This window comes from Ignavibacteriales bacterium, assembly GCA_020635255.1.
In the GTDB taxonomy this organism is placed as follows: Bacteria; Bacteroidota; Ignavibacteria; order Tepidaquicellales; family Tepidaquicellaceae; genus JAEYVS01.
Genome location: JACKAC010000003.1, coordinates 1 through 20,187, shown reverse-complemented (window position 1 = coordinate 20,187; position 20,187 = coordinate 1). Strand labels below are relative to the sequence as shown.

Below are 20,187 nucleotides of genomic sequence, written 5' to 3'. Positions count from 1 at the left end.
ATATGGAAAGTATTACCAGCATAGAGGATCAGATTGTGGAAGAGTTCAGCGTCTTTGATGACTGGATGGATAAGTATGATTATATTATAGACATCGGGAAAAACCTTCCTCCGCTTGAAGATGCTTATAAAACGGATGAAAACAAAGTAACCGGATGTCAGTCACAGGTATGGCTGACCGCTGAAATGAAAGATGGGGATCTATACTATAAAGCTGACAGCGATGCAATAATAACTAAGGGCTTAATCGCCTTATTAATAAGAGTATTATCCGGGCATAAGCCTGAAGAAATACTGGATACTAAGTTAGATTTTCTCGATAAGATCGGGATGAAAGAGCATCTTTCGCCGACACGCTCGAATGGGCTCGTGTCTATGATAGCCCACATGAAAAAATATGCTGAGAAAGCTAAACTGAACGAACCGCTTTCTTTGAATTAAAAAGAACCATGGAAGAGAACAAAAACGAACCGGAAAATAAAGAAGAGCAGAAAGAAGAAAAGGTTATTGCCAAATCTTCGACAGGTGAGGAAGAGGATCTTGCTAATATAATGACCGAAGACGGTAAATACACGATGAAGGAACTTTATGACGAAGTCGTTAAAGTTCTCCAGTCATGCTATGACCCTGAGATCCCTGTTGACATATATCAGCTTGGGCTTATATACGACATTAAGCTCACGGTTAATCGCGATGTACTGGTTGTAATGACATTGACCTCACCCGCATGCCCGGTGGCAGGAACACTACCCGGAGAAATTGAAGAAAGATTGAAAGCCCATCCTATGATCAATGATGCGAAGATCCATCTGACCTTCGATCCGCCCTGGGATATTTCCATGATGACCGAAGAAGCAAAGCTGGAACTTGGAATGCTGTAAAATTATAATTATTAATGTCTCGAAAATACCATCCATTAAAAGTCTCGAAAGTCGTAAAAGATACTAAAGATGCCGTTGCGATAAGTTTTGATATCCCCTCCGAATTATCAGATTCTTTTAAATACAAACAGGGACAATTTCTCTCTCTTCAGCTTAAAATTGACGGCAATGAAGTAAGGCGTGAGTATTCGCTTTCGAGCAGTCCCTACCTGGATGAACCCATAACCATTGCATCAAAGAAAGTGCCAAAAGGATTTGCATCGAAATTTCTTTATGACAGCGTAAATGAGGGTGACATTATAGAGGTTTTTCCCCCGCAAGGGAAATTCTTCACCGAGCTTGACCCTGAGAACGAAAAATTCTACTTCCTGATTGGAGGAGGAAGCGGGATAACACCTCTGTTCTCGATTCTTAGATCGATACTTAAGGTTGAGCCCAAAAGTAAGGTCATCCTCTATTACGGCAATAACAGGGAAGAGGATATTATGTTTTATGATGAGCTAAGAAACCTATCCTCTGAATATCCTAATACATTCAAGCTTTACCTTACTCTTAACGAACCCGGAAATAATTGGACTGGCTTATCCGGTATTATAAACAAAGCTTACCTTCTACGTATAATAGAAGAGACTATTTATATAGATAAAGAATCTGTCGAGTATTTCATTTGCGGTCCCGAGGTAATGATGGTGAATGTAGTTTCCTGGCTGGAAAGTATAGGCATTCCGGCTGAAAAAATTCACAGGGAATATTTCACTGCTCCTTATCATCACCAGCAGGAAACGGTTGAAAAAGAAGATGGTGTTGTCACCGCAGAAGAAGGAGAACCGGCATCCGAGCTAAAACCCCGCGTGGTAAAAGTGAAGCTGGATAATGATGAGTTTGAAGTGGACGTTAAGCCCGGGCAGGTCATTATCGATGCCGTAAAGGACGCGGGATACGACCCGCCTTTCTCATGTCTAAGCGGGATTTGTACCACCTGTCGCGCACGCCTCAAGTCTGGAAAAGTTGAAATGGACGAGCGTGAAGGATTATCCGACGCAGAGATCAATGACGGGTACATTCTTACATGCCAGTCACACCCTCTTTCCGATGATGTTTCCATCGATTACGAATAAAGACTACGAGTAAGATTCCCTGTTGCAATTATAATTCATTTTCCTTAAGTTTTTCACTCAAGGAGGATTCACACTATGATGTCTCTTATATTTGGTATTTACGCTGCTTCTCTCATAGTAGCATACCGCGGCAAACGCAAGCTTTCAATTATTCTTTTTGTTATTGCACTTGTTGCGAGCGTCCTCATTTATAAATACCACGCATCTTCTCATTTAACAATAGACCTGTAAGATATGAGCCCTTTATTTGCAAGAAATCTTAATATTGCCGGTGCAATAGGACTTTCTTCCGTTTTGATAGGAGGTTATATATTCCAGTTTGTTTTATGGGAATTTCCATGTCCGTTGTGTTTACTTGTCAGGATGGGTTTCCTGGGAATGATACTCGGCTTTATGCTGAATCTTAAGTTCGGCATACGCCCTTCGCACTATGGAGTTACCCTTGTAAGCAGTATATTCTGCGGGATGGTAGCAATGAGGCAGACGTTGCTCCACATCGTCCCGGGAACTGGAGAATATGGTACACCTGTTTGGGGACTTCACCTATACACATGGGCTTTTATTATTTCCGCTGCGACGATACTGATAGTAGGTGTGATTCTGATGTTCGATAAAAAGCAATTTGATGAAAAAACAGAAGAAACCGGCGTTAAGCTTACCGGTTTCCCAAGGATCGTATTCATTGTTATGATATTACTTGCGGCAGCAAATGCCGTTACTGCATTCTTTGAATGCGGAGTGACTCCTTGTCCATCAGACCCGACTGAATACAAGGTTATAAAAGAGATCGAGCATAAATAATTAGTCCAGGTCTTCCGGATTTTCAATAACATCCTTCAGTAACTCCCTCGCGTATTTTTCGTCTTCTGGCATTACTTTGAATTGCACCGGTCCCGTTACCGGGTTGAATCCAACTCCAACCACTCCTACACCGAACAGGTCCTGCACTCCGTCACCCTGTGCTAAGTATTGAATCTTTGCTTCATCCAGAATAGATTTTACTACCGCGACCACTCCCTCATGCCCGGTCTCAAAGACCGTAACAAGTCTCTCGTGGTCATACTTTTCATGTTGTTTTTCGTCCATTGTTATATTTTTAATTTTTTAGTCTATTGTTGCGATGCACTTCAACTCGATTGCGATTGGCGTCGGCAGGCAGTTTATCTCCACTGTCGTCCTGCATGGCTGGTTGTCCTTAAAATACTCCGCGTATATCTTATTGTAAATGGGAAAGTCATCTTTCATGTTAGTGAGGAACACCGTCACGTCAACGAGCTTATCCCATCCCGACCCCGCGTCCTCGAGAATAGCTCTAACGTTCTTAAAAACCGAATGGCACTGTGCCTCTATATCGTATGAAATTATATTTCCATCATCATCCAGTTCCACGCCTGGAATTTTCTTTGTACCTCTCTCCCGCGGTCCCACACCGGAAAGGAAAAGAAGATTACCGACTCGCCGCGCATGTGGGTAGAGACCAACAGGCTCGGGAGCCTTTTCCGAGTTTATTTTGTCATTACTCATGTTTAAATTTAACCTAATTAATCCTTCATTTAAAGTCTAATTCTATCAATATGATAGATAAATCCCACATTACTCAATCCATAATCCGACAGCTCGACTTCAATCTTGCCTATGCAAGAAAACTTGTCGAAGACCTCACGGATGAACAGATGACCACAGTCCCTGCGAAGGGATTCGAAAATCATCCGGCTTTTACGCTTGGACACCTTGTGAGTGGCATGTCACTTATGGTCATAAACGATATTGAAGATGTTAGAAAGCCCGGATTTATGCCTGAGGGCTGGAAGGAGCTTTTCCTTCGGCGCGGTCCCGGTGATCCGCGCATGCCCGAGGAGGACATATCCAAATATCCCTCCAAAGAAGAACTTCTTACGGAGCTTGAACTAAAACATGAGATGTTCAAACTGTGCTTGCTGAAATTTACGGATGATGAACTACTTGGCGAACAGGAGTGGAGGTTTTATAAACACATGCCGAACAATCTTGACTCTATAATCTTTATGTGTGTTAATCACGAGGCAATGCATCTGGGTCAGCTATCAGCATGGAGGCGCGCTATGGGATTGGAATCTGCGCTCGCTAAATTATAATCCGTAATGCAGGATATCATAGACAAATTATTAAATTCCTCCGAACCATCTATCCGCTATAAAACCCTTGTTAACGTACTCGGTGAATCTCCTTCATCAAAGAAAATAAAATCTCTCCGCGAAGAGATAAAAAACTCACCGCGAGCAAAAGCCCTTCTCTCCTGCTATAAAAATGGAAAGATACAGGGTGCCCGCCATCTGTATGAGAAGTGGCAGGGCTCTCACTGGATATTTGCATCACTTGCTGACCTTTGCTATCCCGATGCTGACAAATTTCTTATTCCGATGAGGGATGAGATATATGGTCACTGGCTTAATCCCGGATTCTATAATGAGTATGAAACAAACAGAAAAGCGAAAGTTTATGGAAGATCGGGGGTCCCTTTGATAGTGGGTCGCTACCGCCGGTGTGGTTCGCAGCAGGGAAACGCGCTTTATTCCTCGATAAAGCTCGGACTTGCCGATGAGCGCGTGCATAATATTGCCGAACGGCTTATGTACTGGCAATGGCCCGACGGGGGTTGGAACTGCGATCGTGAACCTACGGCAGATACTTCATCTTTTATGGAAACTCTCATTCCGATGAAAGGTCTTTATTTCTATGGGAAAACATTTAAAAAACCAAAAGCCGTAAACGCCGCCAAAAAAGCCGCGGAAGTTTTCCTCACACGTAAACTTTTTAAAAGAGTAACAAACAACGAGGTAATCCATCCGGAATTTACATTCCTGCACCATCCTCTCTACTGGCATTATGATATTCTTGGCGGACTGAAGGCAATGTCGGAAATGAACCTTATTAAAGATAAACGATGTGGTGAGGCTCTTGATCTGCTGGAAAGCAAACGATTAAAGGACGGCGGGTTTCCTTCAGAAAAGAAATACTATAAAGTTGGGAAATCCATCTCACCTAATACAGATTACGTCGAATGGGGACCTACCGGGAAAACAAAAATGAACGAATGGACGACTGTGGATGCATTGTATGTGCTTAGATCTGCAGGAAGGTTCAAAGTGTGACAAAATTTATTGAATTAGTTTACCACATATAATATATTATCCTATCTTCTAATCAAATCTTCATTTGTTAGACCGCGAGAGAGAATTCGAAAAATTCCGCATAGCTATTGAATCCGTTTGTCACTTACAGCCGGGTGCATGGGATGACCTTTCTGAGCTTCTCACACTTAAACAATATAAGAAGAATGACTATCTTTCCCGGGAAGGTGAGATGGCATATAATGCAGTTTTCTTACTGGATGGTATAGTTCGCGTATTTTATAGGAGTAAAGACGGTGCGGAATATAATAAGACATTCTTTGTGCCGGGAATGTTTCCCACTCCGCTCACTGCTCTGTTGTCAGGTGCCCCGAACCTCATAAACTTCCAGGCATTAACAGACTGTGACACTGTCGAATTGAATTTTGCTGAATTCAAAGAGTTGTTTAAAAAGTATCCGTCGTTGGATTCATTTATGCGTATTGTACTTGAGATAGAATGGATAAAAAAAGAACGCCACGACATTCGGATGGTTACTAATTCAGCAGCCGAGAATTATGAGATTTTTCTCAAAGAGCATCCCGGGCTCGAACAGCGCATCCCTCAATATCATATCGCTTCATACCTTGGTATCACTCCAATACAATTGAGCCGCATACGATCCTCCAAGTAGATTAAGCAGTATTTTATCCATTTATTGGACTATTTAAGTGATATTTCCATTTATTAACATATGTTAATGCCCCTCCGTTGTGGTCGTTTTAATTTTGTATTAAACAAATTAAACGATTATGAACTCATCAAAAACAAAAATCTTTCTTACCTACTTCGCCGCTGCCCTGGTTTCGCTGGCTGTAATGGTAACTATCGATTACAGCCTGGGAGATGAGGCAGAATTTCTGAACGCATGGATAATAATCAATAAGCTTTTTGGCACTGGCAGTCACATGTCGGACAGCTTCGTTATCAGGAAGTTTGGTCTTATCCCGGCAGCAATAATTATGATTGTAGCAAATTTCCTAATCGGCGCATTGCTTGTCCAGCTTTTTAAATTCATCCGGAATATCACTTTAAAATTTAAAAATAATACAAATGCTTAAGAAAACTTTATTATTCGTATTTGTTGCGTTACTCTTATCATCAGCTTCATTCGCCCAGGAAAATCAATTAAAAGATCACTGGCAGATCGGCATTGGCTTTGGTGAACTTCCAATGCATGGCAGTTTTAAACCGAGCATCACTATCGGGTACTATCCATATGAAAAACTTTACATCGGTTTTACTTATCAATTCAAAGACAGGATACAGCGCAATGGCACCTCTTTCAATGCTTCGTCAACAGGGCTCGACGGTTTAGAATCGGCTTATGAGGATGTCGCACAAAGGTTTTTTATTCAGGGTCGTTACACTCCCGTGAAATACGGTCCGTACATTTCATTCGGTATCGTGTATAACGGAGAGGATTCCGAAACGATGGAATTTGACAACAGGGGAAGAACTATCGGTGGTCAGGAATATTCAGGTAATATCAAGATTAATCAGACGCGTGAAGCAGGTTGGGGTCCGGCGCTCGGGATAGGTTACCAGTACGATTTTGACAATGTATCATTGAATGCAGAGTGGTCGCCCGCATGGCTGAATGGTATCCCGGAGCCTGAATATAAATTCAGCGGTACATCAAACCATTCCGATGATGCTAAAAGAGAAATATCGGACAAAATGACTGAAGAATTTAAATCATCCGTCACTAACCTCTATAAAGTATTTCATATTGGCGTATCTTACAGAATAAAATAAAATCGAAAAATGAAAACAACAAACAATAGCACAATATTAATAACCGGGGGAACATCCGGAATTGGTAAAGAACTTGCACACATACTTAACTCAAAAGGTAACACCGTAATAATAACCGGTAGAAATGAAGAATCACTCGAAGAGCTTTCCAAAGAAGGAATTGTAACTTACAAATGTGACATAACAAATTCTGCAGATATCGATTCACTTTTATTGAAACTCGAGCAGGAACATCCCGGACTGAACGTCCTGATAAATAATGCTGGAGTGCAGTATAATTACAGCATGCTCAATGATACAGCTTACCACGAGACAATTAAAAATGAAATAGATTGTAATTTCACCGGGCACGTTCTTTTGACATCGCGTCTGCTGCCTCTGCTGCTTTCCAATGCTGATCCATTGATAGCTAACGTTACATCAGCTCTCGCGGTTACTCCAAAAGAGAATGCGATTGTGTATTCCGCGACAAAGTCGGCTTTCAAGAGCTTTACCATTGGTTTAAGGTATCAGCTGGAAGAGGAAAAAGCCCGCGTTGTTGAGATTATTCCGCCTGTTGTCGATACTAATATGACATCCGGCAGGGATACTGATAAGATGCCTGCTGAAGAGATGGCTGAACTTATTACTAAAGAATTATGGTCTGGTAAAGATATCATCACAGTTTCTAAGATAAAGAAGATGAATTTTTTGTACAGATTCTTTCCGGGTTTGATCTCGAAAATTATTAGAAAAAGTTAATAATCTTGAAATTGTTCTCAATAATTCGAATTTTACGGGGTGGCGGATTTTAAAATAATACATACTTTCCTGGAAAACGGAGTTAAAGTTCTTGCGCTTGAGGATGCTCAGATGTACGATACCGCCTCCCCCTATAAATACTGCGCTGTTGCTCTCTGGAAGATCGGAAGGAAAATAAATGAAGGAATTCAGATAAAGATAATCTCAAATGGAAATGAATACAAACCCGCTTCTCTGGATGAATTTAAACAATGGATAGAGGATCACTTCAACAATGAATACAACGGCGGGTTTGAAAAATATATCGACTCTGAAACTCAACCCTTCTCATAATCCGGAAAGTATATCTTCAGCGCTTTCTCCTGAACCGGTACGATAAAATCCGTCTTTGCCCATGCATAATCATTATTCTCATCCCATACTTTCTTTGCCAGCTCCTTCTTTACCCTGCAGTACTCATCCCTTACATCGCAATGGTCACGAAGGTAATTACGAAAGGCGATATGCCTGTTCCAGAACCATCCTCCTGTCTGCACGCTGTGGACGTGGTATTTGGTGATTACGCCTTCACCGGGTTTATTAAAATACCGCCTGTATGGCATAGTGTGCTCGAATGTGTCGATGTAGTTATATCCGGCTCCCGTAATAAGTTCGACTAGCTTTTCACTGTCTCTGTCGAAATTCTCCAGCCCGATCATAACATCTATAACTGCCTTTGCTCCTAGTCCTTTTACTGAAGTGCTTCCTATATGCTCGATTTGATGATCGATGTCCGCTAGTATACCGTCGATCAGCCCTTTTTCCTTTTCATATATCTCGGGCCACTCAGGATTGTAATCGACTATTGTTATTATCTTTTGACCTTTCACCTTTGACTTCTCACTTAAGCATCATGTACCATCTCTCGACGATCTTTGGCGGATGTAGCCTGAACCACAAGTCATCGGGCAAGTATATCGTCGATTTACAAAATTCGCAGTCTATCATCCTGTTTGAGCCGTCCACCTTTAGCGCTCCTCCGCATGATGGACAGGAAAATATCACAGGCTTATCGAGCTTGGGAGGTTCATATCCTTCCTGTCCCTTTGCCAGCATGTTCTCGTCCTCCGCTACCAGGTATTCCATATTAGAAAACCTCTTCTTAAGGAATTCCGGCGCTGGTCTCACAGAAACATCATTGTCGCAATTAGCGCATTTGTAAATTCCTGCCTGTGTGAATTCGGTTATCTTCTCCTCCGGGACGGAGGTCTTACACTTTTCGCATCGCGCTTTTTGATTACCGTACATCGAGCTGAATTGATACTGCCCCATAAAATGTGTCGTCGTCTGCCCCTCATTCTCCGCAAGCCTTGGTCCCTCTTTTACTGCATCTTCCAGCAGAGAGTACCAGTTATCTTCAGTAATTTTGTTCATTGTATTGCAGATCTTGCAATATACATCTGTGACGGCAGCATTTACAACCAGCGGGTTTCCGCATGCATCGCATTTAGTTTTTAACTCATAGCAGACTGAATTCATGATGTGTATGTTTATTTAGAAGAGATTTTAAAATAAGTTTTATTATCTTTAATTTCACTCGAATTTTAATTCATTATGCTCTACCATTTCAGCGATGACCCTGACATAAAGGTTTTTTCACCAAGGAGAATTGCAGACAATCCGCCTCTTGTATGGTGCATCGATGAAGAACACTGCGTGAACTACTTCTTTCCCCGTCAATGCCCGCGTATAATTTACGGTAAGTCGGTTAATTCGTCTGCGGAGGACATAGAGAGATTCTTCAGAGATACAATTGCTGATAAGATAATAACCATTCCCGATTACATGGAGGAGGAATTAAACTCCACTGTCATCTATAAATATACTTTCAGCGAGGAGGTTTCTTTCTTAAAGATAAGATTGCCGGTTATTATTGTAACCCAAATGAAGTAGTACCACTCTCGGTTGAACCCATTGATAATCTTCCGGAAAAGATCAGATTATCCGGTGCCGAGCTCCGTTTCTCCGACGACTTGCTTGCATTACGAGATGCTATACTGAATTCAACTATTGATAATTTTTCTATGATTAGACTGAAGAGATTGAGAGTGGGGGATTAGATCATTTCGGCAACTTCCTGACCCGTTAAACTACTTAACGCAACACCCATACCATTACAACTCATCACCATCATCACGCCATCATGTTTTTCTACGACGGGAAGTTTGTTCTCGCTGAATGCCATTATACCTGTCCACGCATCCGAAATACCATAGTCCTGTCCCGGAAGAATGATCGTGTCAAGTATCCATTTCAGGTGCATCAGTATTTCGTGGTTATGTTCGAACCTGTCAGTGGCTTCTTCTTCTAATGCTGTGTTCCTTGCCCCGCCGAATATCACTCTTTCACCATAATTCCTGAAATAATAAAATCCTTCATCGAAGTGGAATACTCCTTTGAATTTCAATCCCGGTATAGGGTCTGTTACGAGTATCTGCCCCCGACCGGGCCTGAATGGCGCTGACGGCACAATGTATCTTGTAAAAGCATTCGCGCATATAACCATGTTCTTTGCCTTGAAAACAACGTCTTCATTTAGGATGCTGTGATATGTAGTGACATCCGCTCCGTCGGTTGTTTGTTCAAAGTGCTTTACCTCACACCCGTTTATTATCTGTATCCCTAGCGTCCCGGCGTATTTGATATACGACCGCATCATCTTTCCCGTATCGAGCTGTGATTCGAGCTGCGAATATACCAGCCCCTTCACATAACCCTTATTGAACCCGTACTGGTCGATTAGCTCGTCTCTTCTAGTAAAAACTTCTCCTTTAAAAACCCCTTTCAAAAGCTCATTCACGTAGTCTATCTGATCCACAATGTTTATGTTCCTGTCGAAAACCAGCTCGCTCCCGCCGTAATTTTCGTAACCTATATTCTCATCGCCTAATCTTTTGCGAAGTTCATCGATACCCCGCCATCTCTTCTCAATAATTTCAACTGTCCTCGATTCACCGTTGGCTTCGATATCACTCAATATCTCGGACAGGCTCCCGAAGCAGGCAAACCCCGCGTTCTTTGTGCTGGCGCCTGTCGGGAATATACCCTTTTCAAGTATTAGAACCTCCGCCTTTGGGTTCTTCTCTCTAATAGAACAGGCAACGGAAAGCCCTACAAGCCCGCTGCCTACTATTATATAATCCCAATTTAAAAATGAATTCTTTTCCCAGAATGAAAGCATAAAAGAAGTTAAATTATAAAAATGCAGGCGACGTCACGCGACGTCGCCACATCCTAGATAATCTCCGCATAAATCCATATCAATAAAATAATATCTATTCTCTCTAAGATTATGTTTAATCCATTGGTTTTCAATATATTCTAAATGTTTTTTAAAATCAGCATCATCCCTTATGATATGATCGTTATATGATTTTTGCCATTTGAATCTCTTAATCTTCTTTTCTGGAGCAAAGGTAATAAGTCTATTAATGTTTCTTGAAGAATTAGTCTTTAACGATCTCATTATTTCAGAAATATTTGCTTGGGTACCGGGTTTTAATAAAATATGAATATGATCGGGATTAATTTTATAACTAAACAAAGCAAAGTTTTTTAATTCTTTGGTTAAGTGTATATCTGCTTTCAATACTTCGCATAATTGATAATCTTTGAAAAAAGGATAAGAATTGTGAGTGTTTGTAGTTATAAAATAGATGGATTCTTCTAAAACTATTCTTTTTTGAGAATTCTTGTGCATAGTAAAGAGCGACGTCACGTGACGTCGCCTGCTATTAAATTTAGAGTAAAATTAAGAAAGCAATTTGTGCAAATTCGTGGTATTACTGTATTGGTTCTACTTTATCTTTACGCACACGTTCTTTGCTTCCGTAAAAAACTCCAGCGCTTCGTATCCGCCCTCTCTGCCTACACCGGAAGCCTTGACTCCGCCGAATGGTGTACGCAGGTCCCTCAGCATCCAGCAGTTCACCCAGACTATTCCGGCATCCAGCTGTGAAGCGATCCTGTGCGCGCGTGTTAAATTCTCTGTCCATAATATCGATGCCAACCCGTATTTTGTACTGTTTGCCATCATTACAACTTGTTCTTCGGTTTCGAACGGAATCAGCGTTACCACCGGTCCGAATATCTCTTCCTGGTTTACCCTGCAGGTATAATCGAGTCCCTCTATCACTGTCGGCTCAATGAACCATCCGTTCTGGCATCTTTTCGAACGGTGTTTCTCGAAGCTTATTATGTCTCCTCCGGTAAGTATCCTTCCTCCGTCTTTTATTGCAAGATCGATGTATGATAATATTTTCTCATAATGTTCTTTTGAAACTATCGCGCCTATCTTTGTGTCAGGCTCGAGCGGATCGCCCACTTTTAGCTCTTTTACCTTTGCAACAAAATCTTTCCTGAACTTTTCATAAAGCGGCATCTCGATGAATATCCTGGAACCGCACAAACATATCTCGCCCTGGTTGGAGAATGATGACCGTATCGTGGTTTCGAGCATCTCCTCATAATTACAGTCTGCGAAGATTATATTCGGATTCTTCCCGCCGAGCTCTAGAGACAGCTTTTTAAATTTTGGCGCCGCCGCTCGCGCTATTGCTTCACCTGTCGCTGTTCCCCCCGTAAAGGTTATTGCATCTACACCCGGGTTTTCCACTATCGCTGCTCCCGCCTTATTGCCGTAACCATGTATGATGTTTAATACTCCCTCCGGAAACCCTATCTCTATACATAATTCCGAAAGCAAATACGCTGTCATAGGAGTAATTTCGGACGGCTTTGCCACCACGCAGTTACCCGCGGCCAGCGCAGGTGCTATCTTCCATGAAAACAGGTACAATGGTAAATTCCACGGGGAGATCGCTCCCACTACTCCAAGAGGCTGTCTTATCGTGTAATTAATTGCCTCGCTGTCTGTAACATGTGCTTCGCTTGCGAAGTGCCTTATAGCTGTTGCGTAAAACTCGAAATTCTTTATTGCGCGCGGAATGTCAATCTCTCTTGCCATCCAGAGTGGCTTCCCGTTATCGTTGGCTTCAGCCAGCGCGAACTTTTCTAGATTTTCCCTTATCTTGTCCGCTACTTTCATCAGCCAGTTAGAACGGTCATCCGCCGGCATGTTCGACCACATCGGGAATGCCTTCTTCGCCGCCTGTACGGCAATCTCCACGTCGTCTGCTGTCGAGTCCGGTATCATTGTATATACTTCGCCCGTTGCCGGGTTATGGTCATTGAAATAGTTGCTGTTATATGGCGTCGTGAATATCCCGCCGATGTAGTTTCGTATTTTTTCCATTATTATACCTGTTCTAAAATTGTTCTGAATGCTGTGAACTTATCTTTATACTTTTCCGAATGCTCTTTTTGTAATCGGGGCGCATGTTCGCTTTGATATTTTTCATAGTCATCCATCGTATTGCTGAAGTATTGTATCGAGTATGTGTTTCCCTCATCTCCTGTATGTATCTTGAATATCTTACTATCGACAAATAACCCGGTTGCCATTACATCCGGTATGTGAACACCCTTCATCCACTCCAGCCACTCATCATGTATCTCATCATCCACGTTAATTGTAACATTATATAGTATCATAATTTTTTTAGCCGCTAATTTCACTAATTACACGGATTTTTTTTATAAAACTACTCTTTTGTATTTTAATGATTTTTCTCCGAAATTAATAATTAAGGCCAGTTTAAATTTTGAAACAGCAAGATAATTTATTGCTTGAGCTACATGCTCTTCAGCTATTGAATTTTTTGATTTTATCTCAAGTATAATTTTATCGAATACCACAAAATCTGCATAATAACAATGGGGAAGCATGACTTCTTTATATCTTATTTCAAACTCTTTCTCTCTTTCAAATGGTATATTCCTTTTCTTGAACTCATATGTTAAAGCATCCTTATAAACAATTTCTAAAAACCCTTTTCTAAGTTCATTGTAAACATCCATACAAATTCCTACAATTTCATAACTTTCCTCTTTATATGTTAAGTTGGTCAAAGCTTAGCAATAAAAACTTGTGAAATTAGTGCAATTCGTGGCTCAAGATTTTTCATAAACATCCCATCCTTCCGCCGTCCACCGCTATACTGACACCGTTAATATAAGCCGCCTTATCTGAGGCGAGGAACGTCGCTGCGTATGCTAGCTCATTCGGCTCTGCGAACCGTCCCGCCGGAATCTCCGCGAGCATCTGCTTTCTCACTTCGTCGATACTCTTTGCGGTTTTCTCGGCTTTTTTATTAATAATATCCTCGATTCGTCCTGTCTGTGTGGCGCCGGGAAGAAGGTTATTTACCGTTATCCCGAATTTCCCCAGCTCGTTCGCCATGGTCTTGGACCAGCTTGCTACTGCCCCGCGTGTTGTATTTGAAACACCGAGCCCTTTTATCGGCTGTTTTACAGATGTTGAAATTATATTGATTATCCTTCCGTATCCCTCCTTCATCATTCCGTCCATTAATGCCTGCACAAGGATCTGGTTGCATATCACATGCATCTTAAATGCATTCTCGAATTCTTCCGGGCTCGCGTTTACAATATCGCCTCCCTTGGGTCCGCCTGTATTGTTCACAAGTATATGGACAGAAGGATTATGACTAACGTAAACTTCCAGCTTTCGCTTCAGATCTTCCGGTTGTGTGAAATCCACGGCAATGCTCTGATGTCGCTGGTTCGCATGATCGGACAGTCCTTCTTTTACTTCATTAAGCGCGTGTTCGTCTCTGGCAATAAGCGTTACGCACGCGCCCGACTCGGCGAATTGCTCGGCGATTGCTCTGCCTATTCCTTGTGTGCTTCCGCAGACAATAGCATTCCTTCCCTCGAGGGATATGTTCATCTTGTGCTCTCCCTTTCTTTTAAGTAGGTATAGTAGTAACCAAGTTCTACTTTTAGATCTTCGGGGAGTACCGGAAGTGATGACCGCGGTATCATAAACGTCGTCATATCGAAGAGGTCTCTAAAGACCTTATGCTTCTCAGCCGTTTTTAGCAGGTAGCTGTGTCCCGATGAACCTCCCGTACCTATCTTCGCGCCTATCATTCTGTGTACCATCAGTGCATGCTTGTATCGCCATGTGGTGAAGTTCTCATCTATATCTACCAGCAAATTAAGAAACCTGTACGGCATGTGAAGTATCGGCTCGTCTCTGTAGAGATTAATGAAGAGTGCCGCCAGTGTCGCCTTATATGAAAATTTCTTCTCTCCTTCCACGATGAGCTTGTTGTATTTCTCTTCGTCGAATAGTGGTGCGAAGCTCTCTCTTGTTCCTTCATGCGCGACGAACTGCTTCTCCCTCTTCTCATCCGTAAATTCCGGGTTCGTTGCTATAACATCCTTTTCCCAATCCAGCATCTCATTTACTGCTCCCTTATACTGCTCTATGAAATTAAACCCGTCAACTTTAAGGAACGGCGTTCTCTCCAGCCACCCGTTTACAACTTCCAACAGCGACATGTTCTTTTCGGAATTAATGAGCTCCTTCTGATGTGACTCAGAAACCAGCTCGTGATATTCCTTGCTTCCGAATGTTACCCGCATGTCTGTGCGCAGACCCAGCTTATTCTCTATTGTTCTAAACTGTACGCTTTGAAATCCCGACGCGGGCACCAGGTAATCCCTGAAGTCCAGGAAGTCCAGCGGTGTCATTGTTTCCAGCACCCTCAGCTGATCTATCAATATTCTTTGTATCTCCGTTATCCTGTCCAGCCTCGAGATCGCTATACCGATGTTCCTCTCATCCACTTTATTATCATCGAACATATCTACTACCGAGTTCAGCTCGAATATTATCTGCTTAAACCACAGCTCATACGCCTGGTGAACTATTATAAAGAGCATCTCATCGTGAGCCGGGTGCCCGTACTCCTCGCTTTTCCTGTGTTGTGAATCCAATAGCTTATCCAGATCCAGGTAGTCACCATAATATACGGGAGGATATTTCTTTGCCATTTTACGTGTTTTCTTTATGGATATTTAGTAAAATACCTTAACGGAATGACTATTTAAAGATAGATTGGAGTAATGTGAATTTTAGATTTGAAGTTACATTTAGATAAACTTATTTTAAAAATCTATTAGATAACTATTAATTAACATGCTTAGATTATATTTAGTGGTTTTTTTGGCATTACTTAGCACTCAAGTAAATGCTCAATTTAGTTACATTTGGATGTCAAATTACAATGGCCAAAATCATATGGATGTTCCAGTTTGCATGGAAAAAGATAGTGCTGGAAATTTATATATTGCGGGAAGGTCGGAGGGAACTCCAAATCCCCAGAAAGCTGTACTTCTGAAATATAATACATCAGGTAATTTAATTTGGTCATCTACTTATACTAATTTCCATTTTGCTCAATTTACAGATATTGCCATAGATAATGAACAAAATGTTTACGTTGTAGGCTATGCCGATTCTATCGCATCAAATAATGACCTGATTGTATGGAAATTCGATTCAACTGGAACGGTAATCTGGAATTCAAAATATGTAACTGGAAGTAGCGAAGAAGGACTAGCCATTTATGTTGATTTGAATGGAAACGTTTATGTTACAGGCGAAGGAAATCATACAACCTTAACAATTAAGTTTGACTCAAATGGTCAATTACTTTGGCATGAGTATTATTTTACTGCTTCGATGTATTCTGAAGATATAATCGTCGATAGTTCAGGAAATTCATACATATTAGGATATAATGTTGATGCAGATTCCATGGCAATCGTAAAGTATGATCCGAACGGTAATTTATTGTGGGTAAGACAATCACCGTCAGCTAATCCTGGTGAGACGGCCAACTTACATTTTGATAAAAATGGAAATATTATTGTTTGTGGATATGGGGTTTTTCTAACGGTAATAAAATATTCCCAAAATGGAGAAAGAATCTGGAACTACAATCATTTCCCCGTACCATTTTACGCTACAATGCCCTTTAGCAGTATATTAGATGAAAATGATAATGTCTTTGTAACTGGTAGTATCTCATCCCCAAATGGAATAATCGTTACATTAAAGTTAGATTCGAGTGGTCAACTAATCTGGGATAATTACTATTCAACCTCTTCTAGTGACAATGGTCTTGGAAGCGATATCTGCCTTGATGATTCAGGAAATGTATATATTACAGGTTTCTCTACAGAACAAAATCTGGGGTTCATTTTTGACGAAGATTACATTACAATTAAATATTCCCCTCAAGGAGATATTCTCTGGAAAAAACTTTTTAATGGAGCTAGCAATACCCTTGACCGTGCATGGGGTATCCAAGTTGATTCAACCGGAGTATATGTTACCGGTGAGGCTGTTATTAGTGGATTAACCACTGACATCGTTACAATAAAGTATTCTCTCATTACAGGCATTCAAACCCTCTACAATGAGTTACCCGGTAATTTTTCTCTTTCACAAAATTATCCAAATCCGTTCAACCCGTCGACTAATATCAATTTCGAAATTGCACGAACGTCTAATGTCAAACTCGTGGTCTATGATGCTCTCGGCAGGGAAGTCTCTGTCCTCGCAAACGAAACGATGAAGCCCGGTATTTACAGTGCAAATTTCGACGCAGAGGAATTGAACAGCGGTGTTTATTTCTACTCGCTCATAACGGACGGTTTTAAAGAGACGAAGAAAATGATTCTGTTAAAATAAGTATATGCGGACTTTCGTTTCAATAAATCTGCCCTCCGAAATAAAACAGCAACTCAACGGCGTTACCGGGGAGATAAAAGCCGTCCTGACTAACCGCGAACTCTCATCCATGAGGTGGGAATCAAACGAGAAACTTCACATCACGCTCTTTTTTATTGGGGATATTACTTCCGGTGAACTAAACCGCGTAAAAAATTCTCTCAATTCTATTGATTACAATAAAGGAAAGTTAGCGTTGGATCTTCATTCTATTGGAGCATTTCCGGATCTCCGTTCACCGCGGGTACTTTTTGCAAATATTAAAGATGACGGCAAACTACTCCAACTTGCGGAGAGTGTGCATAAACAAATGTATGACCTTGGATTTGAATCGGATAAGAAATTTCATCCGCATATTACTCTGGGAAGAGTGAAACGTGACAGGAAAGTTAATTTAACCAGGTTATCCGAAATGAAGTTTGATATAAAATTTGAAGCGGAAGCGTTTTATCTTATGGAGAGTAAATTAAAGCCAACCGGCTCCGTGTACTCCAAACGCGAAAGATTTGAGCTGTAAAAAAAGAGGGTCTTCCACCCCCGGAAGACCCGAAAAAGAACATACAACATGAAAAACTTCTAAATAATATAAAAAATTACCTGTTATTTCAACCCTAATGCAGTATCCACGTCAGTGTAATCGAATCCGAATGCATCCGCCACACCCTTATATGTTATCACTCCGTCTATTACGTTAAGCCCCTTTCTTAGTTCAAGGCTGTCCTTCAATGCCTGCATGTAACCCTTGTTAGCCAGCTGTACTGCGTACGGCAGTGTTGCATTTGTCAGAGCTATTGTTGAAGTGAATGGTACTGCTCCCGGCATATTTGCTACTCCGTAGTGTACAACGCCGTCTATTACGAATGTCGGGTCATCGTGTGTTGTTGGTTTTGTCGTCTCGATACATCCTCCTTGATCTACCGATACGTCCACTATTACCGATCCTTCCTTCATCAGCGAAAGCATTTCTCTTGTTATCAGCTTCGGCGCTTTTGCTCCGGCGATCAATACTCCGCCTATCACGAGATCAGCCGTTTTAATTGCTTCTCTGATATTGTACGGTGAGCTCATCATCGTTACAATGTTCTTTGGCATCACGTCATCCAGGTATCTCAGCCTGTAGAGATTGTTATCCATGATTTTAACTCTTGCTCCGAATCCTGCCGCTATCTTTGCCGCGTTCGTTCCAACTACTCCTCCGCCGAGCACTACTACCTCTGCCGGCATCGTTCCCGGTACACCGCCAAGCAATATACCGCGTCCGCCCATTACCTTCTCGAGGAACTTCGCGCCTTCCTGTGTTGCCATTCTTCCCGCTACTTCACTCATCGGTATCAGCAGTGGAAGTGAACCGTCTGCCTTCTCAACCGTCTCGTATGCAATTGCGATACACTTCGTGTTCATCATTGCCTTTGTCAGCTCTTCCGATGAAGCAAAGTGGAAATACGTAAATACGATCTGCCCTTCTTTTATTAGGCTGTATTCGGGAGCTATCGGCTCCTTAACCTTTATTATCATTTCTGCGATACCATAGACCTCCTGTGGAGTGTTCAGTATCTTCGCTCCTATCTCAGTATAATCCTCATCTGAAAACCCGCTTCCCTTTCCTGCATTTGTTTCTATATATACATCATGCCCGTTATTTATAAGTATCTCCGCGCCGCTGGGTGTTACAGCTACCCTGTTCTCAGCCGGTTTTATCTCTTTTGGAACGCCAATTATCATTGTATTATAATTTAATTTTCTGGAATAACCTATCAAATTAAGGGATTTAGGTAAGTTATTCAATTCAATTGCACGGTAAACCGCTCGGTTTAAAAAGTTAATGCTTTATCAGTAACATATTTAGGGATTATTAATTATTATTCGGTATGAGAAAATTACTGATATTTATAATTTTGTTTATTCTTTACTTACCTTCTCTTGGACAAGAGCTTTCACCCGTTGAAATTGCAGGGAAGTACTTTGGAAAAGATACGACTGGGTTAGTCGATTATCTGACCGGCGAGATTCTGAAGAGGTATATGGAAAACAAGGAAAAGGAATTAACAGAAGAAGAAAAACAGGAACTTGATAGTCTGAAAAAGATGATAGGTAAAGTAGAGTTTATTGATCCGTCAGTAAATGCGGAAATAATTGAAATGGATTCAGAGTCAGCAGTTGTGAGTGTTAACATTTCGGAAAACGGAGCTTCAGAAGATCACTACCTTTATTTTATCAATTCGAACGGCTGGAAACTTGAAGCGCATAGAGCCCTGGCAATGTCTGGGCTTCAAATAATGGCTATAAAAGAATGGGAAAAAATGACGCCGGAAAAGAAGGAAGAATATGCCACCCACGGAGGAGATCTTGGGAAGATTGAATTTTTTATAGAAACATCTAAGCTGCTTTTAAAGGATGATAGATCTATCATTGATCATTTTATAGATAATGCGGACAGGTTTGACTCTTTTCTTAGGGAAGCTAAGTATAGAATAATGCCGGAAGATTTTAATCTGGATGAACCTCGTGAACTTCCTTACATAATTGAGTATTACAAAAAAGCTCTTTTAATTACTAATGTAAGTAAAGAATACAACCGTGCGGGAGGAATCTATCCCAATGTGATATTCTTCACTATTGGTGGAATACTCGATGATACAGGTGGATATTTATATGTTGAAGATAATAAAGACTTACCAAAAATTGAAAAAAGTAAATTTATCATGATAAGAGAAATTGGTAACGGGTGGTATTTTTTTAAGACCACATAAAAAAGTATATATACGTATCTAACCCTTTTCTCTTTGCTTTCATTCTTTCCTCACCCTATATTCCCTTATTTAAGGCGGGATTTAC

The 20,187-nt window shown here is 41.2% G+C and carries 27 protein-coding genes; 15 read left to right on the top strand and 12 right to left on the bottom strand.

What is annotated here, in order from left to right; all coding sequences use genetic code 11:
* The first annotated feature begins 2 nt into the window (after positions 1–2).
* The 4 genes from H6614_12605 to H6614_12590 all read left to right on the top strand — a co-directional run bounded on the left by H6614_12605 (position 3) and on the right by H6614_12590 (position 2,799).
* Positions 3–440: a SufE family protein gene (locus H6614_12605; GenBank protein ID MCB9244507.1), complete on the top strand. Its 438-nt coding sequence runs from the start codon at positions 3–5 to the stop codon at positions 438–440.
* A 110-nt stretch (positions 441–550) separates the two neighbouring features.
* Positions 551–880 carry a DUF59 domain-containing protein gene (locus H6614_12600; protein ID MCB9244506.1) on the top strand — a complete coding sequence of 110 codons (330 nt, stop codon included), beginning with the start codon at positions 551–553 and terminating at the stop codon, positions 878–880.
* A 14-nt stretch (positions 881–894) separates the two neighbouring features.
* Entirely contained in the window at positions 895–1,998 is a 1,104-nt protein-coding gene (locus H6614_12595) for a ferredoxin--NADP reductase (GenBank protein ID MCB9244505.1), read from the top strand.
* A 234-nt stretch (positions 1,999–2,232) separates the two neighbouring features.
* Positions 2,233–2,799: a disulfide bond formation protein B gene (locus H6614_12590; protein MCB9244504.1), complete on the top strand. Its 567-nt coding sequence runs from the start codon at positions 2,233–2,235 to the stop codon at positions 2,797–2,799.
* On the opposite strand, the gene H6614_12585 is transcribed toward H6614_12590, so the two are convergent.
* Positions 2,800–3,084: a hypothetical protein gene (locus H6614_12585; GenBank protein ID MCB9244503.1), complete on the bottom strand. Its 285-nt coding sequence runs from the start codon at positions 3,082–3,084 to the stop codon at positions 2,800–2,802.
* An 18-nt stretch (positions 3,085–3,102) separates the two neighbouring features.
* Complete coding sequence (locus H6614_12580; GenBank protein ID MCB9244502.1) at positions 3,103–3,522, bottom strand: RidA family protein; 420 nt, start codon at positions 3,520–3,522, stop codon at positions 3,103–3,105.
* A gap of 50 nt (positions 3,523–3,572) precedes the next feature.
* Between H6614_12580 and H6614_12575 the strand changes: the two genes are divergently transcribed.
* The 7 genes from H6614_12575 (at position 3,573) to H6614_12545 (ending at position 7,979) form a co-directional block, all read left to right on the top strand.
* Positions 3,573–4,112: a DinB family protein gene (locus H6614_12575; protein ID MCB9244501.1), complete on the top strand. Its 540-nt coding sequence runs from the start codon at positions 3,573–3,575 to the stop codon at positions 4,110–4,112.
* A 6-nt stretch (positions 4,113–4,118) separates the two neighbouring features.
* Positions 4,119–5,129 carry a hypothetical protein gene (locus H6614_12570; GenBank protein ID MCB9244500.1) on the top strand — a complete coding sequence of 337 codons (1,011 nt, stop codon included), beginning with the start codon at positions 4,119–4,121 and terminating at the stop codon, positions 5,127–5,129.
* A gap of 64 nt (positions 5,130–5,193) precedes the next feature.
* Positions 5,194–5,781: a Crp/Fnr family transcriptional regulator gene (locus H6614_12565; GenBank protein MCB9244499.1), complete on the top strand. Its 588-nt coding sequence runs from the start codon at positions 5,194–5,196 to the stop codon at positions 5,779–5,781.
* Between the two features lie 118 nt (positions 5,782–5,899).
* Complete coding sequence (locus tag H6614_12560) at positions 5,900–6,208, top strand: hypothetical protein (GenBank protein ID MCB9244498.1); 309 nt, start codon at positions 5,900–5,902, stop codon at positions 6,206–6,208.
* Positions 6,201–6,905 (top strand): hypothetical protein, encoded by a 705-nt coding sequence (locus H6614_12555; GenBank protein ID MCB9244497.1) that lies wholly within the window; start codon positions 6,201–6,203, stop codon positions 6,903–6,905. Before H6614_12560 ends, H6614_12555 begins: the two co-directional genes overlap by 8 nt.
* A 9-nt stretch (positions 6,906–6,914) precedes the next feature.
* On the top strand, positions 6,915–7,646 hold the full coding sequence (locus H6614_12550) for an SDR family NAD(P)-dependent oxidoreductase (GenBank protein MCB9244496.1): 732 nt from the start codon (positions 6,915–6,917) through the stop codon (positions 7,644–7,646).
* Positions 7,647–7,685: 39 nt separating this feature from the next.
* The gene (locus H6614_12545) at positions 7,686–7,979 is read left to right on the top strand and encodes a hypothetical protein (protein MCB9244495.1); all 294 of its coding nucleotides are present in this window, start codon (positions 7,686–7,688) and stop codon (positions 7,977–7,979) included.
* On the opposite strand, the gene H6614_12540 is transcribed toward H6614_12545, so the two are convergent.
* Together H6614_12540 and H6614_12535 are read right to left on the bottom strand one after the other, a co-directional pair.
* Complete coding sequence (locus H6614_12540; protein MCB9244494.1) at positions 7,964–8,515, bottom strand: GrpB family protein; 552 nt, start codon at positions 8,513–8,515, stop codon at positions 7,964–7,966. The genes H6614_12545 and H6614_12540 overlap by 16 nt on opposite strands.
* Before the next feature lie 10 nt (positions 8,516–8,525).
* Positions 8,526–9,164 carry a hypothetical protein gene (locus H6614_12535; GenBank protein MCB9244493.1) on the bottom strand — a complete coding sequence of 213 codons (639 nt, stop codon included), beginning with the start codon at positions 9,162–9,164 and terminating at the stop codon, positions 8,526–8,528.
* 75 nt (positions 9,165–9,239) lie between these two features.
* Here H6614_12535 and H6614_12530 point away from each other — a divergent pair, with 75 nt between their 5' ends.
* Complete coding sequence (locus tag H6614_12530) at positions 9,240–9,578, top strand: hypothetical protein (GenBank protein ID MCB9244492.1); 339 nt, start codon at positions 9,240–9,242, stop codon at positions 9,576–9,578.
* 163 nt (positions 9,579–9,741) lie between these two features.
* Here H6614_12530 and H6614_12525 read toward each other — a convergent pair whose 3' ends face one another.
* The 7 genes from H6614_12525 to H6614_12495 form a co-directional block, all read right to left on the bottom strand.
* A complete protein-coding gene (locus tag H6614_12525; protein ID MCB9244491.1) occupies positions 9,742–10,866 on the bottom strand; it encodes an FAD-binding oxidoreductase in 1,125 nt (374 codons plus the stop codon).
* Positions 10,867–10,899: 33 nt separating this feature from the next.
* Positions 10,900–11,385 carry a transposase gene (locus H6614_12520; GenBank protein ID MCB9244490.1) on the bottom strand — a complete coding sequence of 162 codons (486 nt, stop codon included), beginning with the start codon at positions 11,383–11,385 and terminating at the stop codon, positions 10,900–10,902.
* A gap of 96 nt (positions 11,386–11,481) precedes the next feature.
* On the bottom strand, positions 11,482–12,939 hold the full coding sequence (locus H6614_12515; protein MCB9244489.1) for an aldehyde dehydrogenase: 1,458 nt from the start codon (positions 12,937–12,939) through the stop codon (positions 11,482–11,484).
* A 2-nt stretch (positions 12,940–12,941) separates the two neighbouring features.
* Positions 12,942–13,238: a DUF4286 family protein gene (locus tag H6614_12510; GenBank protein MCB9244488.1), complete on the bottom strand. Its 297-nt coding sequence runs from the start codon at positions 13,236–13,238 to the stop codon at positions 12,942–12,944.
* Between the two features lie 42 nt (positions 13,239–13,280).
* A complete protein-coding gene (locus H6614_12505; GenBank protein MCB9244487.1) occupies positions 13,281–13,655 on the bottom strand; it encodes a GxxExxY protein in 375 nt (124 codons plus the stop codon).
* A 52-nt stretch (positions 13,656–13,707) separates the two neighbouring features.
* Positions 13,708–14,496 (bottom strand): SDR family oxidoreductase, encoded by a 789-nt coding sequence (locus H6614_12500; GenBank protein MCB9244486.1) that lies wholly within the window; start codon positions 14,494–14,496, stop codon positions 13,708–13,710.
* Positions 14,493–15,608, bottom strand: coding sequence for a tryptophan 2,3-dioxygenase (locus tag H6614_12495; GenBank protein MCB9244485.1), 1,116 nt, complete (start codon positions 15,606–15,608; stop codon positions 14,493–14,495). The genes H6614_12500 and H6614_12495 overlap by 4 nt, the downstream gene beginning before the upstream one ends.
* A 265-nt stretch (positions 15,609–15,873) precedes the next feature.
* On the opposite strand from H6614_12495, the gene H6614_12490 reads away from it, so the two are divergent.
* Together H6614_12490 and thpR are read left to right on the top strand one after the other, a co-directional pair.
* Positions 15,874–17,313 carry a T9SS type A sorting domain-containing protein gene (locus tag H6614_12490; protein MCB9244484.1) on the top strand — a complete coding sequence of 480 codons (1,440 nt, stop codon included), beginning with the start codon at positions 15,874–15,876 and terminating at the stop codon, positions 17,311–17,313.
* A gap of 4 nt (positions 17,314–17,317) precedes the next feature.
* Positions 17,318–17,869 carry an RNA 2',3'-cyclic phosphodiesterase gene (gene thpR / locus H6614_12485; GenBank protein ID MCB9244483.1) on the top strand — a complete coding sequence of 184 codons (552 nt, stop codon included), beginning with the start codon at positions 17,318–17,320 and terminating at the stop codon, positions 17,867–17,869.
* A gap of 83 nt (positions 17,870–17,952) precedes the next feature.
* Here the strand turns inward: thpR and ald are convergent, their stop codons facing one another.
* Positions 17,953–19,074: an alanine dehydrogenase gene (ald, locus tag H6614_12480; GenBank protein ID MCB9244482.1), complete on the bottom strand. Its 1,122-nt coding sequence runs from the start codon at positions 19,072–19,074 to the stop codon at positions 17,953–17,955.
* Between the two features lie 146 nt (positions 19,075–19,220).
* Here ald and H6614_12475 point away from each other — a divergent pair, with 146 nt between their 5' ends.
* Positions 19,221–20,102: a hypothetical protein gene (locus tag H6614_12475; GenBank protein MCB9244481.1), complete on the top strand. Its 882-nt coding sequence runs from the start codon at positions 19,221–19,223 to the stop codon at positions 20,100–20,102.
* Positions 20,103–20,187: the final 85 nt, after the last annotated feature.